This is a genomic window from Pseudomonas sp. VA159-2 (assembly GCF_024126635.1).
Lineage (GTDB): Bacteria > Pseudomonadota > Gammaproteobacteria > Pseudomonadales > Pseudomonadaceae > Aquipseudomonas > Aquipseudomonas muyukensis.
On sequence record NZ_JAMYBV010000026.1, the window covers coordinates 34,820 to 50,566 of the forward strand.

At 66.0% G+C, this 15,747-nt stretch carries 14 protein-coding genes; 7 read left to right on the plus strand and 7 right to left on the minus strand.

Features of this window, described 5'->3' with window-relative positions:
* Positions 1-13: 13 nt before the first annotated feature.
* Together NJG22_RS20455 and NJG22_RS20460 are read right to left on the minus strand one after the other, a co-directional pair.
* Positions 14-1,036: an AraC family transcriptional regulator gene (locus NJG22_RS20455; protein WP_253097265.1), complete on the minus strand. Its 1,023-nt coding sequence runs from the start codon at positions 1,034-1,036 to the stop codon at positions 14-16.
* Positions 1,037-1,093: 57 nt separating this feature from the next.
* Positions 1,094-1,957 carry a LysR substrate-binding domain-containing protein gene (locus NJG22_RS20460; protein WP_253097267.1) on the minus strand — a complete coding sequence of 288 codons (864 nt, stop codon included), beginning with the start codon at positions 1,955-1,957 and terminating at the stop codon, positions 1,094-1,096.
* 114 nt (positions 1,958-2,071) lie between these two features.
* Between NJG22_RS20460 and NJG22_RS20465 the strand changes: the two genes are divergently transcribed.
* Positions 2,072-3,178, plus strand: coding sequence for a 2-aminoethylphosphonate--pyruvate transaminase (locus tag NJG22_RS20465; protein ID WP_253097269.1), 1,107 nt, complete (start codon positions 2,072-2,074; stop codon positions 3,176-3,178).
* Positions 3,179-3,210: 32 nt separating this feature from the next.
* Positions 3,211-4,038 carry a phosphonoacetaldehyde hydrolase gene (gene phnX, locus NJG22_RS20470; RefSeq protein ID WP_253097271.1) on the plus strand — a complete coding sequence of 276 codons (828 nt, stop codon included), beginning with the start codon at positions 3,211-3,213 and terminating at the stop codon, positions 4,036-4,038.
* 57 nt (positions 4,039-4,095) lie between these two features.
* Here the strand turns inward: phnX and NJG22_RS20475 are convergent, their stop codons facing one another.
* Positions 4,096-4,656, minus strand: coding sequence for an NADPH-dependent FMN reductase (locus tag NJG22_RS20475; protein ID WP_253097273.1), 561 nt, complete (start codon positions 4,654-4,656; stop codon positions 4,096-4,098).
* 158 nt (positions 4,657-4,814) lie between these two features.
* On the opposite strand from NJG22_RS20475, the gene NJG22_RS20480 reads away from it, so the two are divergent.
* Positions 4,815-5,033 carry a hypothetical protein gene (locus tag NJG22_RS20480; RefSeq protein ID WP_134692604.1) on the plus strand — a complete coding sequence of 73 codons (219 nt, stop codon included), beginning with the start codon at positions 4,815-4,817 and terminating at the stop codon, positions 5,031-5,033.
* On the opposite strand, the gene NJG22_RS20485 is transcribed toward NJG22_RS20480, so the two are convergent.
* The 4 genes from NJG22_RS20485 to NJG22_RS20500 all read right to left on the minus strand — a co-directional run bounded on the left by NJG22_RS20485 (position 5,017) and on the right by NJG22_RS20500 (position 9,471).
* Positions 5,017-7,248 (minus strand): Orn/Lys/Arg decarboxylase N-terminal domain-containing protein, encoded by a 2,232-nt coding sequence (locus tag NJG22_RS20485; RefSeq protein WP_253097275.1) that lies wholly within the window; start codon positions 7,246-7,248, stop codon positions 5,017-5,019. The genes NJG22_RS20480 and NJG22_RS20485 overlap by 17 nt on opposite strands.
* A gap of 104 nt (positions 7,249-7,352) precedes the next feature.
* Positions 7,353-8,108, minus strand: a complete 756-nt coding sequence (dnaQ, locus tag NJG22_RS20490) for a DNA polymerase III subunit epsilon (RefSeq protein ID WP_253097278.1) — start codon at positions 8,106-8,108, stop codon at positions 7,353-7,355.
* A 129-nt stretch (positions 8,109-8,237) separates the two neighbouring features.
* Complete coding sequence (rnhA, locus tag NJG22_RS20495; protein WP_217848722.1) at positions 8,238-8,684, minus strand: ribonuclease HI; 447 nt, start codon at positions 8,682-8,684, stop codon at positions 8,238-8,240.
* Between the two features lie 13 nt (positions 8,685-8,697).
* Positions 8,698-9,471: a methyltransferase domain-containing protein gene (locus NJG22_RS20500; RefSeq protein WP_253097280.1), complete on the minus strand. Its 774-nt coding sequence runs from the start codon at positions 9,469-9,471 to the stop codon at positions 8,698-8,700.
* An 84-nt stretch (positions 9,472-9,555) separates the two neighbouring features.
* On the opposite strand from NJG22_RS20500, the gene gloB reads away from it, so the two are divergent.
* The 4 genes from gloB (at position 9,556) to NJG22_RS20520 (ending at position 15,746) form a co-directional block, all read left to right on the plus strand.
* A complete protein-coding gene (gene gloB, locus NJG22_RS20505; protein ID WP_253097289.1) occupies positions 9,556-10,335 on the plus strand; it encodes a hydroxyacylglutathione hydrolase in 780 nt (259 codons plus the stop codon).
* Between the two features lie 100 nt (positions 10,336-10,435).
* Positions 10,436-11,866: a lytic transglycosylase domain-containing protein gene (locus NJG22_RS20510; RefSeq protein ID WP_253097305.1), complete on the plus strand. Its 1,431-nt coding sequence runs from the start codon at positions 10,436-10,438 to the stop codon at positions 11,864-11,866.
* Positions 11,867-12,084: 218 nt separating this feature from the next.
* On the plus strand, positions 12,085-13,917 hold the full coding sequence (locus NJG22_RS20515; protein ID WP_253097308.1) for an extracellular solute-binding protein: 1,833 nt from the start codon (positions 12,085-12,087) through the stop codon (positions 13,915-13,917).
* Positions 13,914-15,746 (plus strand): extracellular solute-binding protein, encoded by a 1,833-nt coding sequence (locus NJG22_RS20520; RefSeq protein WP_253097311.1) that lies wholly within the window; start codon positions 13,914-13,916, stop codon positions 15,744-15,746. Before NJG22_RS20515 ends, NJG22_RS20520 begins: the two co-directional genes overlap by 4 nt.
* The last annotated feature ends 1 nt before the right edge of the window (position 15,747 follow it).

A 15,747-nucleotide genomic window follows, 5' to 3' on the forward strand; every position in this document is an offset into this window, starting at 1 on the left:
AAGCCCCGGGCATTCAGGGCTCGCCGTCGCGGGTCAGGCTGAAGGCCCGATAGTGCCCGGGATTGCAGCCGAACCATTTGCGAAACGCCTTGTAGAACGAACTGCTGTCGGCAAACCCCAGCCGTTCGGCGATCTCCCCCATGGCCAGTTCATCCTGGCTCAGCCAGGCAATCGCCAGCTCCCGGCGCACGCTGTCCTTGAGGCCCTGGTACGTCTGCCCTTCCTCGGCCAGGCGGCGGCGCAAGGTCGAAGGCGACAGGCACAGTTGCCGCGCCAGGCCATCGCCGTCGGGCCACCGGCCCGGGTCCAGGCGCAGCAGGTCGGTGCGAATACGCCGCCCCAGGCTAGCCGGATCACGGTACTTGACCAGGATGTTGCCCGGCGCCTCGGCGAGAAAGCGCTGCAGCTCTTCGTCGCTGCGCCGTAGCGGCACGTCCAGGGCGTCGGTGGCGATGATCATCCGCGTGCGCGGGCGCTCGAACTGCAGGTTTTCCGAGAACATCACCCGATAATCGTCGCAAAACGGCGGCTCGGCGCAGCGCAGGTCGATGGCCAGGATCGGGATGCGCCGCCCCGCCAGCCAGCAGGCCACGCCATGCACGATCATCCAGAAGGTGAAATAGGTGAAGGCGCGACGCGGCTGATCGCGGGGCTCATTGATCACGATCTCGGCCAGGCCTTCCTGGCGCACCAGGCCAGGTTGCAGGTCGTCGAGCATCAACGACAGGAACGCCAACGCCGTTTCCAGCCCCGCGCCCAGGGTTGGCTGGGCCATGCTCGCCCGACACAGGAACGCCAGGCTGCCGCTGCGCAGGCCGCGCGGGTCCATGGCGAAGAACTCATCGTTGCAGCGCCGCGCCAGCAAGCGCCAGAGCCGGGCATAGGACTCGGCGCTGACCCGCGCCGCGGGCAGGTGCAACTGCTCGACGGCAATGCCGGCGCGGGCCAGCAAGCCGCCATCGGGCTCGCCGTGCGGGCAGGTCTGCAACAGGGCTTCACGCACCAGTTGCATGGAAATGGTGTCTTTCTCGCTCATCGAGGGTCCTGTCGTTACAGTGCCGGCCATCTTAGGCCGGGCCGTTGTAAACAGCCATCACAGGCCTGCTGCCAAACCCAGGAAGGCCTGGATCAGGCGCAGTTCCCGACGCCGCTCCAGGCAACCGACCAGGTGCTGGTTGACCAGCCCGGCCCCGCCCAACGGCCGCGCTACCACCCGCGGGTCATGGGCCACCTCGGTGGACGACACCACGCCGATGCCCAACTGCGCCGCCACCGCCTCGGTGACCGCCTCGCGGCTGTCCAGCTCCAGCAGCACCCGCGGCTGCACGTGGGCATCGGCGCAGGCCTTGTCGAAGGTGCGCCGGGTGGTGGAACTGGGCTCGCGCAACACCATGATCTGCTTGTCCAGGGTGATCAGCGGCAAGTCGCCAGCGGCGCTGGCCCAGGGGTGCCCCACCGGCAGCAAGGCACACAGGCGCGATTCGCACAGGCTTTGCAAGTGCAGGCCCTTGCGCGGCTCGATCTCGGTCAGCACCGCCACGTCGGCATGTTCCGACAGCAAGGCGGCCAGGGTTTCCTGGGCGTTGCCCAAACGCAGGTTGACGGTGATACCCGGGTAACGCTCGCGCAGCTGCGCCAGCATCGGCATGACCCGGTGCGGCCCGTCGGCGGCGACTTCCAGGCGCCCGGTGAGCAACTGCCGGTTGGCCTCGAGCATCGCCTGGGCTTCCTCGGCCAGGCTGAACATGGCCCGGGTGATGGCCGCCAGGCGCGTGCCTTCCTCGGTCAGCTCGACCCGCCGCGCGGTACGCCGCAGCAGGGTGATCTGGTAGTGCTCCTCCAGTGCCTTGACGTGCCCGGTGACCGCCGGCTGGCTGATGAACAGGCGCTCGGCGGCGCGGGTGAAGCTGCCCTCGCGGGCAACGGCGTCGAAGGCACGGAGCTGGAACAGGTTCATATCTATCGGCCTGGCTTATGGCTGGCATATCCACAAACAATTTGATTGATGAGTCGGTGAATTGCAACCTAGCCCCCATAGTTTTCCAGCCCACCGCCTGTGAGGAACCACGGAATGAGCACCGCCCCGATCCTGCTGACCCCCGGTCCCCTGACCACTTCGCTGCGCACCCGCCAGGCCATGCTCGTGGACTGGGGCTCCTGGGACCGCGACTTCAACCAGCTGACTGCCAGCCTGTGCGAGCAGTTGCTGACGATCATCGACGGCGCCACCAGCCACCACTGCGTGCCCCTGCAAGGCAGCGGCACCTTCGCCGTGGAAGCGGCCATCGGTACCCTGGTACCCCGCGACGGCAAGGTGCTGGTGCTGATCAACGGTGCCTACGGCCAACGCCTGGCGAAGATCTGCAAGGTACTGGGCCGCGCCTACAGCACCTTCGAGACCGCCGAGGACCAGCCGACCACCGCCGCCGACGTCGACCGCCTGCTGGCCGCCGACCCATCCGTGAGCCACGTGGCGTTGATCCACTGCGAGACCAGCACCGGCATCCTCAACCCGCTGCCCGAAATCGCCCAGGTGATCCAGCGCCACGGCAAGCGGCTGATCATCGACGCGATGAGCTCGTTCGGCGCACTGCCCATCGATGCCCGGCAGATCCCCTTCGAAGCGCTGATCGCCGCTTCCGGCAAGTGCCTGGAAGGCGTGCCGGGCATGGGCTTCGTCTTCGCCGAGAAAACCGCCCTGGCCGCTGCCGAGGGCAACGCCCACTCGCTGGCCATGGACCTGCACGATCAGCACGCCTACATGGCCAAGACCGGCCAGTGGCGCTTCACCCCGCCCACCCACGTGGTCGCCGCCCTGCACGAAGCGCTGCAGCAATACGCTGAAGAAGGCGGCCTGCCGGCCCGCCACCAGCGTTACGCCGACAACTGCAAGACCCTGCTCGAGGGCATGGCCAAGCTCGGCCTGCGCAGTTTCCTGCCCGCCGAGATCCAGGCGCCGATCATCGTCACCTTCCACGCGCCGAACGATCCGCGCTACCAGTTCAAGGACTTCTACGAACGGGTCAAGGCCAAGGGCTTCATCCTCTACCCAGGCAAGCTGACCCAGGTCGAGACCTTCCGCGTCGGCTGCATCGGCGTGGTCGGCGCGGCCGGCATGCAAGCTGCCGTGGATGCCGTGGCCGCCGTACTGCGGGAAATGGAAGTGCTGGACATCTGACCCCGCCTACCCAATTCAAGGAAATTGCGCACATGAACTACAGCAACCCCACCCAGCTGCAAGCCGCCATCCTCGACTGGGCCGGCACCGTGGTCGACTTCGGCTCCTTCGCCCCCACGCAGATCTTCGTCGAGGCCTTCGCCGAGTTCGACGTACAGGTGTCCATCGAGGAAGCCCGCGGCCCCATGGGCATGGGCAAGTGGGACCACATCCGTACCCTGTGCGACGTGCCGGCGATCGCCGAGCGCTACCGCCAGGTGTTCGGCCGCACCCCGACCGACGACGACGTCACCGCCATCTACGAGCGCTTCATGCCGCTGCAGATCGAAAAAATCGCCCTGCACTCGGCGCTGATCCCCGGCGCCCTGGACACCCTGACCGGGCTGCGCCAGGACGGCCTGAAGATCGGCTCCTGCTCGGGCTACCCCAAGGTGGTGATGGACAAGGTGGTCGAGTTGGCCGCGCAGAACGGCTACCGGGCCGACCATGTGGTGGCCACCGACGAGACGCCGAACGGCCGCCCATGGCCGGCCCAGGCCCTGGCCAACGTGATTGCCCTGGGCATCGATGACGTCGCCGCCTGCGTGAAGGTCGACGACACCGTGCCGGGGATTCTCGAAGGCCGCCGCGCCGGGATGTGGACCGTGGCCCTGGTGTGCTCGGGCAATGCCCTCGGGCTGACCTGGGAAGGTTACCGCGCCTTGAGTGCGGAAAAACTGGAGAGCGAGCGCAAGCGTATTCACGCGATGTTTGCAGGGTCGCGCCCGCACTACCTGATCGACACCATCAACGAGCTGCCCGAGGTGATCGCCGATATCAACCGGCGGTTGGCCAAGGGGGAGATGCCGCAGGGCGCCTGACCTTGATGTCGAGAATCATCGCGGGGCAAGCCCGCTTGCCCCGCGATGCCTTGCGGCTCAGACCGCCCGGTTCAACTTCACCCACGAGGCAAACTTGTCGATGAAGCCCTGCAGGAACGGCCGGGTCTTGTCATTGAGCTTGCCGCTGTCATCGAACAAGGTCGCCGCGCCGCCGATATAGGCCTCGGGCATCTGCATGCAGGGCATGTCGAGAAACACCAGCGACTGGCGCAGCGCATGGTTGGCGCCAAAACCGCCAATCGCCCCTGGCGACACGCTGGCCACCGCCGCCGGCTTGCCGCCCCACACGCTCTGGCCATAGGGCCGCGATCCCACGTCGATGGCATTCTTCAACCCGCCCGGCACCGACCGGTTGTACTCCGGGGTGACGAACAGCACCGCATCGCTGCGGCGGATCTCGTCGCGAAAACGCTGCCACGCCTCGGGGGCGCCTGCGGCCTCGACGTCTTCGTTGTACAGCGGCAGCTCGCCGATCTCGACAACTCTCAAGGCGAGGCTGGACGGCGCCAGCTCGGCCAGCGCGCGGGCCACCTTGCGGTTGTAGGAGTCCTTGCGCAGGCTGCCGACGACAACCGCTACCGAATAGACCTGGCTCATGGCGTTTTGCAACCTCTACTTGGGGATTGGGACTTAGTAGTTATAGATGACCGCTCCTCGGCCCCCGGTTTTTTTTCCGCCCCGCGGAAAACTTCCCGGGCGTGTCGCTGGTCTATGGGTACAGACATTTCCTACACGTTTCAGAGGTTTCCACCTAAATGGCAGCAGTAATGGTCGGCCAGTTCCACGCCCGCGACGCCGAAGGCCGTATCTACCCCGTCCATGAATTCCAGGAGTCGACCCTGCAGGCCGACGGCAGCACCCTGGGCGCACCGATCACCAGCTACCGGCTGGCCATCGGCGACCGCGTCAACCACCTGGGTGAGGACCGCTTCGAACTGGCCCAGACCGGCGTCGAGATCATCCGCATTCCTTGACGCAGTCCACCGTGTACAGTTGCCCGTCACGTTGCAGGCCATGCACGTCGGTGACGAAGCCCGGGAAGCCCTGGTCGAAGGCCCGGGCGCAGGCCAGGTAGTCGAGGATCACCCGGGTCGCCTCGGTGAAACGCTCGCCCGGCATGATCAAGGCAATGCCCGGCGGATAAGGCACCAGCATCACCGCGGCAACCCGCCCGAGCAGTTGCTCGATGGGCACCGCCTCCACCTCGCCACGCACCATCTGGTCATAGGCCTGGGCCGGGGTCATCGCCACCTCCGGCAGCCCGGTGAACAAACGCTTGAGCTGCCGCGCCGTGGCATTACCGTGGTAGAAGCCGTGCAACTGCGCGCACAGGTCGCGCAGGCCCAGGCCCTGATAGCGCGCCGGCTGCTGGGACACCACGCTGGGCAGGCACTCGCCCAGCGGCGTGTTGCCGTCGTAATGGCGCTTGAACTCCAGCAGTTCAGTGAGCAAGGTGCTCCACTTGCCCTTGGTGATGCCCATCGAGAACAGCACCAGGAAGCTGTACAGCCCGGTTTTCTCCACCACCAGCCCGCGCTCCCAGAGAAACTTGCCGACCACCGCCGCCGGGATACCGTGTTCGGCCCCCGAGGGCATCACCAAGGTGACCTTGAGCGGGTCGAGCAACACATAGTCGTCGCCCACCTCGGTAAAGCCATGCCAGTGCGCGCCCGGACGCAACAACCACTGCGCTGGCGCCAACGCCTGGCCGTCCTCCGCCGTCGGCGGCTGCCAGATGCTGAACCACCAGTCGTCGGCAGCGATATGCTCGCGCAGGTTGGCCAAGGCGCGGCGAAAGCTCAGGGCCTCGTCGAACATCTCCTGCAACAGCGAACGCCCTGCCGGGCCCTCCATCATCGCCGAGGCCACGTCCAGCGAGGCGAGGATGCTGTACTGCGGCGAAGTGGAGATATGCATCATGAAGGCTTCGTTGAAACGGTCCCGGTCCAACTGGCGTTGCGCGCCGTCCTGCACGTGGATCATCGAGGCCTGGCTGAAGGCAGCCAGCAGCTTGTGGGTCGAATGGGTGCTGAACAGCAGCGGGTCGGTGGCAGCGCGCGGCGTGCCCATGGCATAGCGACCGGCGAAGAACTCATGAAACGCCGCGTAGGCGAACCAGGCCTCGTCGAAATGCAGTACCTCGACACTGGCACCAAGCAGTTGCTTGATCAGCCCGGCGTGATAGCACAGTCCGTCGTAGGTAGAGTTGGTGACCACCGCCAGGCGGATCTTCGCTGGGCGGCCCTTGGCCAGCGGATGGGCCTGGACCTTGGCCTGGATCGACGCCGGGCTGAACTCGCTGAGCGGGATCGGCCCGATGATGCCCAGCTCGTTGCGCTCCGGGCACAGGTACAGGGGGATGGCGCCGGTCATGATGATCGCGTGCACCACCGACTTGTGGCAGTTGCGGTCCACCAGCACCAGGTCGTCACGGCCCACCATCGCGTGCCAGACGATCTTGTTGGCGGTAGAGGTGCCATTGATGACGAAGACGCTATGGTCGGCGCCGAAGTTGCGTGCCGCCCGGGCTTCGGCCGCGGCCAGGGGGCCGGTGTGGTCGAGCAGCGAGCCCAGCTCGGGCACCGAGACCGACAGGTCCGAGCGCAGGGTGTTCTCGCCGAAGAACTGATGGAAGGCCTGCCCCACCGGGCTCTTGCGATAGGCCACGCCACCACCGTGGCCCGGGGTGTGCCAGGAATAGTTGGATTGCGCGGTGTGCTGCACCAGGGCCTTGAAGAACGGCGGCAGCAGGCCGTCGAGGTAGTTGTGCGCGGCCCGCGCCACCTGGCGGGCGAGAAACGGCACAGTGTCTTCGAACAGGTAAAGGATGCCGCGCAGCTGGTTGAGCTCGCCCATGGCCTCGGCGGGGGCGTTCTCCAGCGTGACCTGTTCGCCCAAGGCGAAGATCGGCAGGTTGGGCGCGCGCAGGCGGGCCAGGCCAATCAGCTCGGCCATGTTCTGCAGCAGGCGGCTGTTGTCGCCGGCCCCCTCGGCGGCGATCAGCATGCCGGCCAGGCCATGGTGGGTGGCGGCCACCAGGCGCGCCTCGGCCTGGTCGGTGGCGGCGAGGACGGCGAAGCCGTCCTGGGCCAACTCGTCGGCGATGCCGCGCACCCGCTCGCCGGCGACGCTGTCGGCCTTGATCGCCCGGTGGACGATGAGGATCGGGAACTTGAGGTCCTTGTACATCGGGCGTCTACCTCTGCGGGTACTTTCCCTCAGGGTAGTTGATGCAATCGTGGGCAAGGCGCAGCGGCGACTTGCCCCGGGATAAGGCGGGTACTGTCAGTGCCTCAGCTGGCGGCTGGCTCGGTCAGCGCCTGCCACATCGCCGGCCCGCCGGCCGACTTGGCGATGGCGGCCAAGCGCTCGGCATGGGCGGCGAGTTCTTCCTCGCTGGCCATGATCACCCGCCCCGGCGCACGCCCGGTGATGCGACGGATCTCGCTGCCGGCACTGCCCTGGCCATCCTCGGCGCCGGCCCCCTCGCCGGCCAGCGACAGGCTGGTCTGGCCACCGGTCATCGCCAGGTAGACGTCGGCCAGCAGCTCGGAGTCGAGCAGTGCGCCGTGCAGTTCACGGCCGGAGTTGTCGATGCCGTAGCGTTTGCACAACGCGTCAAGGCTGTTGCGCTGCCCCGGATGGCGCGAGCGCGCCATCATCAGGGTGTCGAGAATGGTGCAGTGCTGGGTGATGTCGGCCCGGTCGTGCTGACCCTGCAGGGCGAACTCGTTGTTGATGAAGCCGACGTCGAACGCCGCGTTATGGATGACCAGGGTGGCGCCCTGGATGAACTCGAAGAACTCGTCGGCCACGTCGCCGAAACGCGGCTTGCCGACCAGGAAGGCGTCGGTGATACCGTGAACGCCGATGGCGCCCTCGTCACTCTCGCGGTCCGGTTGCAGGTAGACGTGGAAATGCCGCCCGGTCAGGCGCCGGCCCATGACCTCGACGCAGCCGATCTCGACGATGCGGTGGCCTTCGCCCACCGGCATGCCGGTGGTTTCGGTATCGAGGATGACCAGGCGCTGGTCTTGCTGCTGTTCCACGCGGGGGACTCCAACTGGCGGTGCTTGAATTCGGGCTGGGAGTATAACGAAATCGGGCCGCTTTGCGGCCATCGCGGGGAATGCTCATCTTGTGGGGGCGGGCTTGCCCCGCGCTGGCCCGAAAAACAATCAACGCTGGGCGCGTACTTCGTCGACCCCACGATTGGCCAACTGGTCGGCGCGCTCGTTGCCTGGGTGGCCGATATGCCCACGCACCCACTTCCAGGTCACCTTGTGCCGGTTGACCTGCTCATCGAGCTGCACCCACAGGTCGGCGTTTTTCACCGGTTCCTTGGCCGCGGTCTTCCAACCGCGCTTCTTCCAGTTGGCCATCCATTCGTTGATGCCCTTCATGACGTACTGCGAGTCGGTGGTCAGGATCACCTCGCACTCGCGCTTGAGCGCCTTCAGGCCCTCGATCGCCGCCATCAGCTCCATGCGGTTGTTGGTGGTCTCGCGCTCGCCGCCCCACAGTTCTTTCTCGACGCCCTTGAAAACCATCAGCACGCCCCAGCCGCCCGGGCCAGGGTTGCCCTTGCAGGCACCATCAGTGTAGATCTCGACGCTATCGCTCATGTACCACTCGTGTTCAGTGCTTTTCGGAATCGGGATGGGTGACGCTGCGGTTGACCTTGGCCAGCGGCAGCGGCAGCAGCTTGCCCATCGGCTCGCGGCGCTCCAGGCGCAGCGGTCGCAGGCCCACCACCATCTTGCGTGCCACCAGCAGGTAGACCCCCCCGCCGGCACTCTGCCAGCCCCCGGCCACCCGCTCCCAGCCCGCCAGGCGTTGCTGCCAGGCCGGCGAGGCAAGCGGCGGACGATAGCACCCGAAGCGGCGTTTCTCCAGCGCGAAGCCCAGCAGGTTGAGCCAGTCGCCGACCCGCGACGGCGAGATGCAGCGGGCCTTGCGCAGCGCGCCATGGCTGAAGAAGTGGCGCAGGCCCCAGCTGCTCCAGGGGTTGATGCCGACGATCAGCAGGTGCCCGCCGGGGCGCACCGCGCTGGCTGCTTCGCGCAGCAAGCCATGGGGCGACAGGCTGAAATCCAGGCCGTGCTGCAGCACCACCACGTCGGCGGCATGCTCCGCCAGCGGCCAGGCCTGTTCCTCGCAGACGATTTCCACCCCCGGCAACGGCGCGCCCAGGCGCACGTTGCGCTGCACCTGCGGGGCGCTGGGCGGCGGTTCGGCGCAGGGCCCGTAGTGCACCAGATAGCCGCCGAAGAAGCGTCGCAGCTCTTCTTCGAGCAACTGTTCCTCTTCCTTGAGCATCAACTGCCCAAGCGGCCCCTCGAACCAGTCGCGGGCCAGGCGGATCAGTTCGACCCAGTCGGGGTCGGCCTGGGCGAAGGCTTGGTCGGTCATTGCGTTCTCCCTCGAAGGTTCTCCGCGCGCGCCATCGCGGCTAAGATGCGGTCAATGTCCAGGCTTGGCGATACGGATCCGCACATGATACAGATCGATGCCCTACCCGCTTTCTCCGACAACTACATCTGGTTGTTACAGGATACTGCCAATCGCCGCTGCGCGGTGGTCGATCCCGGCGATGCCGAGCCGGTGCTGGCCTGGCTCGGCCAGCATCCCGACTGGGTGCTGGAGGCGATCCTGGTCACCCACCACCACCATGACCACGTCGGCGGCGTCGAAGCCTTGAAGCAGGCCACCGGGGCCACCGTCTACGGCCCGGCCAGCGAGCGCATCCCGGCCCGCGACGTGGCCCTTGAGGACGGCGCGCAGGCCACGGCCCTGGGCCTGACCTTCGAGGTCATGGCCATGCCCGGCCACACCCTGGGACACATCGCCTATTACACTGCGCAATCGTCCACGCCGCTACTGTTCAGTGGCGACACCCTGTTCGCCGCCGGCTGCGGCCGCCTGTTCGAAGGCACGCCCGAGCAGATGCACCACTCGCTGCAACGCCTGGCCGCGCTGCCCGCCGCCACCGAAGTGTACTGCGCCCACGAATACACCCTGAGCAACCTGCGTTTCGCCCTCGCCGTGGAACCCGACAGCGTGCACGTTCGCCAGCGGTTCGAGGACGTTACCCGGTTGCGCGCCGACAATCGCATCAGCTTGCCTTCAACCATTGGCCAGGAACGCCTGACCAACCCCTTCCTGCGCACTGCCGAAACATCCGTTAAACAAAAAGCAGACGAATGGAAGGGACATTCCAACCCAAGCCAAGCCACTGTTTTTGCTGCCTTGAGGTCTTGGAAGGACGTGTTCTGATAACCCCACGATATATCGCAATGTGAGCCAAAAGGTTGACCCAGCCGGGGCCGGTTTCTAGAATCGCCGAACTTTTTTGCCCGGATAACCGTCCCCGCCGATGTCTTCCCGTAGCCGCAGAACCGCTCATTCGGTCGCCTTGACGCGACTGGCACAGATCAGTGCACTGGCGCTGGCCGCCACCCTGGTCGGCTGCCAGAGCACCCGTCAGCTCGACGAATCCGACAGCGTTCGCGCGCACAGCTACCAGGCGCGGATCAAGCACAAGCCCGCCCCGCTGGTGGTCAAGGCCAAGGAGCAGGCACCGCCCCAGGACGTCTGGGAGCGCATGCGCCAGGGCTTCGCCCTGCAGGACGGCATGGACGTCAACCCGCGTATCGAGCAGCAGCGCCTGTGGTTCGCCAGCAACCCGTCGTTCCTCGAGAACGCCGGCGAGCGCGGCAGCCTCTACCTGCACTATATCGTCGAGCGCCTCGAAGAGCGCGACATGCCGCTGGAGCTGGCCCTGCTGCCGGCCATCGAAAGCGCCTACAACCCGATGGCCTATTCCCGCGCGCATGCCGCTGGCATGTGGCAGTTCATCCCGTCCACCGGGCGCCACTTCAACCTGCGCCAGACCAACTTCTACGACGGGCGCCGCGACGTCACCGCCTCGACCAACGCCGCGCTGGACTACCTGAACCGCCTGCACGACATGTTCAACGGCGACTGGCTGCTGGCCCTGGCGGCCTACAACGCCGGCGAAGGCACCGTCAGCCGCGCCATCGAGCGCAACGAGCGCCTGGGGCTGCCGACCGACTACTGGAACCTGCCGCTGCCGCAGGAAACCCGCGACTACGTGCCCAAGCTGCTGGCCCTGTCGCAGGTGGTCAACACCCCCGAGGCCTATGGCGTCAACCTCAACCCGATCGCCAACGAGCCGTACTTCGAAGCCGTCGCCATCAACGACCGCCTCGACCTGTCCCGCGTGGCAGCCTTCGCCGACATCGACGAAGACGAGCTGATCCAGCTCAACCCCGCCTTCAAGAAGCGCATGACCGTGGACGGCCCGCAGCAACTGCTGGTGCCCACGGCCAAGGCGCAGTTGCTGAGCGACCGCATGTCCAACCTCAAGCCCGAGGAACTGGTCAGCCTGCAACCGAACAAGGCGGTGTTCCAGGCCGCCCTGGCCGAGGCCAAGGCGCCGGCGGCGCGCAGCTACCGGGTCAAGCGCGGCGACAACCTGGGCAGCATCGCCAAGGCCAACCGGGTGTCGGTCAAGCAGCTGCAAAGCTGGAACCGCATCCGTGGCAACAACCTCAAGGTCGGCCAGGTGCTGGCCCTGCGTGGCGGCAGCGCGCCCAGCGCGGCGGCCAACCGCGTGGCTGATTCCAAGCAGCGTTCCACCCAGTACAAGGTGCGCAAGGGCGACTCGTACTACCTGGTGGCCAAGCGCTTCAACGTCGAGATGAAACACCTCAAGCGCTGGAACCCACGCACCGGGCATGCGCTCAAGCCAGGCCAGACCCTGACCGTCTACCTGTCGCGTTGATGTGAATTTCGGGGGTCGCGTCGCGCCCCTTTCGCGACACAAGGCCGCTCCTACAGGGAATCGCGATTCTCTGTAGGAGCGGCCTTGTGTCGCGAAAGGGCTGCAAAGCAGCCCCAATCAGCCAATTCCCTCAGCCTGCCTCACACCCTTTTTCCATTCCAGACAAGCTGTTACTGTACCCCGAACCCAGCCCAACGCCCTCTGGATCGGATGCCGACTTGATACGTCCCCTCCTGCTGTCAATCAGCCTGGCCTTGAGCTTCCCCGCCGTCGCGATGGTGAGCGAAAGCCACGGATACGCGCAGTTCGGCACGCTCAAGTACCCGGCCAGCTTCACCCACTTCGACTGGGTCAACCCGCAAGCCCCTAAAGGCGGCACCTTGCGGGCCATGGCCTTCGGCACCTTCGACACGCTCAACCCCTACACCTTCAAGGGCTCGAGCCCGGTCACCACGCCCAACTTCCTGCAGTACGGCATCAACGAGCTCAACGAGCCGCTGATGGTCGGCACCGGCATGTACGACCCTTCCGGCGACGAACCCACCTCCAGCTACGGCCTGATCGCCCGCTCGGTCGAGTACAGCGAGGACCGCAGCTGGGTGGTGTTCAACCTGCGCCCCGAGGCGCGCTTCCACGACGGCGTGCCGATCACCGCCGCCGACGTCGCCTTCAGTTACCGCACCCTGCTCAAGGACGGCCACCCGATCTACCGCACCAACCTGCAGGAAGTGGCCCGGGTCGACATCCTCGGCCCCCTGCGCATTCGCTTCGTGTTCAAGCGCGCCGGCAACCCGCTGCTGATCCTGCGCCTGGGCGAGATGCCGGTGCTGCCCAAGCACTACTGGGCCAAGCGCGATTTCAAGGCCACCACCTTCGAGCCGCCGCTGGGCAGCGGCCCCTACCGCATCGCCGAGGTGCAGCCGGGTCGGCGCCTGGTGTTCGAGCGGGTAAAGAACTACTGGGGCAAGGACCTGGCCGTGAACCGCGGCAAGTACAACTTCAAGCGCGTCGAATTTGAGTTCTACCGCGACGCCACCGTGGCCTTCGAAGCGTTCAAGGCTGGTGAGTTCGACATCTACATCGAGCACCAGGCGAAGAACTGGGCCAACGGCTACAACTTCCCCGCCGTGCGCCGCGGCGAGGTGATCAAGGCGCAGATCCCGCACCAGATCCCCACGCAAACCCAGGGTCTGTTCATGAACAGCCGCCGCGCCGCGTTCAGCGACCCCCGGGTGCGCCAGGCCCTGGGCCTGATGCTCGACTTCGAGTGGACCAACCGCGCCCTGTTCAACGGCGCCTATCGGCGCGCCACCAGCTACTACCCCAACAGCGAGTTCACCGCCAGCGGCCTGCCCACCGGCAAGGAATGGCTGCTGCTCAAGCCGTTCCGCGACCAGTTGCCGGAAAAACTGTTCACCCAGCCCTACCAGGTCAGCCACACCAACGGCAGCGGTATCAGCCGCCAGGCCCTGCGCCAGGCCCTGGCGTTGTTCGCCCAGGCCGGCTGGAAACTCAGCGGCCAGCGCCTGGTGGACAGCAAGGGCCAGCCGTTCCAGATGGAACTGCTGCTGGTGAATCCCAACCTCGAACGCATCCTGCAACCTTATGTCGAAAATCTGGCCAGCATCGGCATCGCCGCGCGCTTGCGCACCGTGGACCGGGCCCAGTACAAACAACGCCTCGACCAGTTCGATTTCGACATGATCCTGATGACCCTCAACCAGACCCTGAGCCCGGGCCTCGAGCAGTGGCTGTATTTCCACTCCAGCCAAGCCGCCACCAAGGGCAGCAAGAACTATGCTGGCGTGAAGGACCCAGTGGTCGACCACCTGCTCGACACCCTGCTCGCCGCCCGCAGCCGCGATGACCAGGTGGCCGCCGCCCGCGCCCTGGACCGCGTGCTCTCATGGCAGTACTACATGATCCCAAACTGGTACCTCGACAATCACCGCCTGGCCTACCGCAACCGGTTCGCCTTCGTCACCACCCCGCCCTACACGCTGGGGCTGAACAGCTGGTGGATCAAGCCGACCTCGGAGAAAGCCAAATGACGCCCACTCTGCGCCACCTGGCCGCCAGCCTGCTGCTGGCCTGCCTCACGCTCCCGGCCGTGGCCGCCCCGCAGCACGCCTTGACCCTGTACGACGAACCGCCAAAGTACCCGGCCAACTTCAAGCACTTCGAATATGTGAACCCCGACGCGCCCAAGGGCGGCACTTTCCGCCAGTCCAGCTTCGGCGGCTTCGACAGCCTCAACCCGTTCATCAACAAGGGCGTGCCCGCCGAAAACATCGGCAGCATCTACGACACCCTGATGCGTCAAAGCCTGGACGAGCCGTTCACCGAGTACGGCCTGGTGGCCGGCAAGATCGAAAAGGCCCCGGACAACAGCTGGGTACGCTTCTACCTGCGCCCCAAGGCCCGCTTCCACGACGGCCACCCCATGCGCGCCGAAGACGTGGTGTTCACCTTCAATGCCCTGATCAAGGACGGCGCGCCCCTGTACCGCCAGTACTACGGCGATGTCGCCGAAGTGGTCGCCGAAGACCCGCTCAAGGTGCTGTTCAAGTTCAAGCACGGCAACAACCGTGAACTGCCGCTGATCCTCGGCCAGCTGCCGGTGCTGCCCAAGCACTGGTACGAGGGCCGCGACTTCAACCGCGGCAACCTGGAAATCCCGCTCGGCAGTGGCCCGTACAAGGTCACCGAAGTGAAGGCCGGCCGCTCGATCCGTTATGAACGGGTCAACGACTACTGGGCCAAGGACCTGCCGATCAACCGCGGCTTCTACAATTTCGACGTGATGACCTTCGATTCGTACCGCGACAACACCGTCGCCCTCGAAGCGCTCAAGGCCGGGCAGTTCGACTACGGCCTGGAGGTGAGCGCAAAGAATTGGGCCACCGCCTACGACGTACCTGCCGTGCGCGACGGCCGCCTGATCAAGGAAGAAATCCCCAATGGCAACCCAGTGGGCATGCAGGGTTTCATCTTCAACCTGCGCAAGCCGCTGTTCCAGGACGTGCGTGTGCGCCACGCCATCAGCCTGCTGATGGACTTCGAATGGACCAACAAGCAGCTGTTCAACGGTGCCTACACCCGCACCGACAGCTATTTCGAGAACTCCGAGATGGCCGCCAGCGGCCTGCCCACCCCGGCCGAGCTGAAGATCCTCGAACCGCTGCGCGGCAAGGTGCCCGACGAGGTGTTCAACGGCGCCTTCCACAACCCGGTCACCGATGGCAGCGGCATGATCCGCGAGCAGCAGCGCCAGGCCTACAAGCTGCTGCAGGAGGCCGGCTGGAAGATCGTCGACGACAAGATGGTCGACCAGAGCGGCAAGCCGGTCACCATCGAGTTCCTGCTTGCCCAGACCCAGTTCGAGCGCGTGCTGCTGCCGTTCAAGCGCAACCTCGCCGACCTGGGGATCAACTTCGAGCTGCGCCGGGTGGACGTGTCGCAGTACATCACCCGCCTGCGCTCGCGCGACTACGACATGATCGTCGGCGGCTTCGCCCAGTCCAACTCCCCCGGCAACGAGCAACGCGAGTTCTGGTCCAGCGCCGCCGCCGACAACCCCGGCAGCCGCAACCTCATCGGCCTGCGCGATCCGGCCATCGACCAACTGGTGGAGCAGTTGATCAACGCCGACTCGCGCCAGAGCCTGATCGACCACTGCCGCGCCCTGGACCGCGTGCTGCTGTGGGGCTACTACGTGATCCCCAACTGGCACATCAAGACCTCCCGCGTGGCCTACTGGAACCACATCGGCCACCCGGCGGTATCGCCCAAGTACGACGTCGGCATCGACACCTGGTGGATCAAGCCCGACGTCACCCCCGCGGTAAGCGCGGCGCGCGCGCCAGAAGAGGCCAACTGAC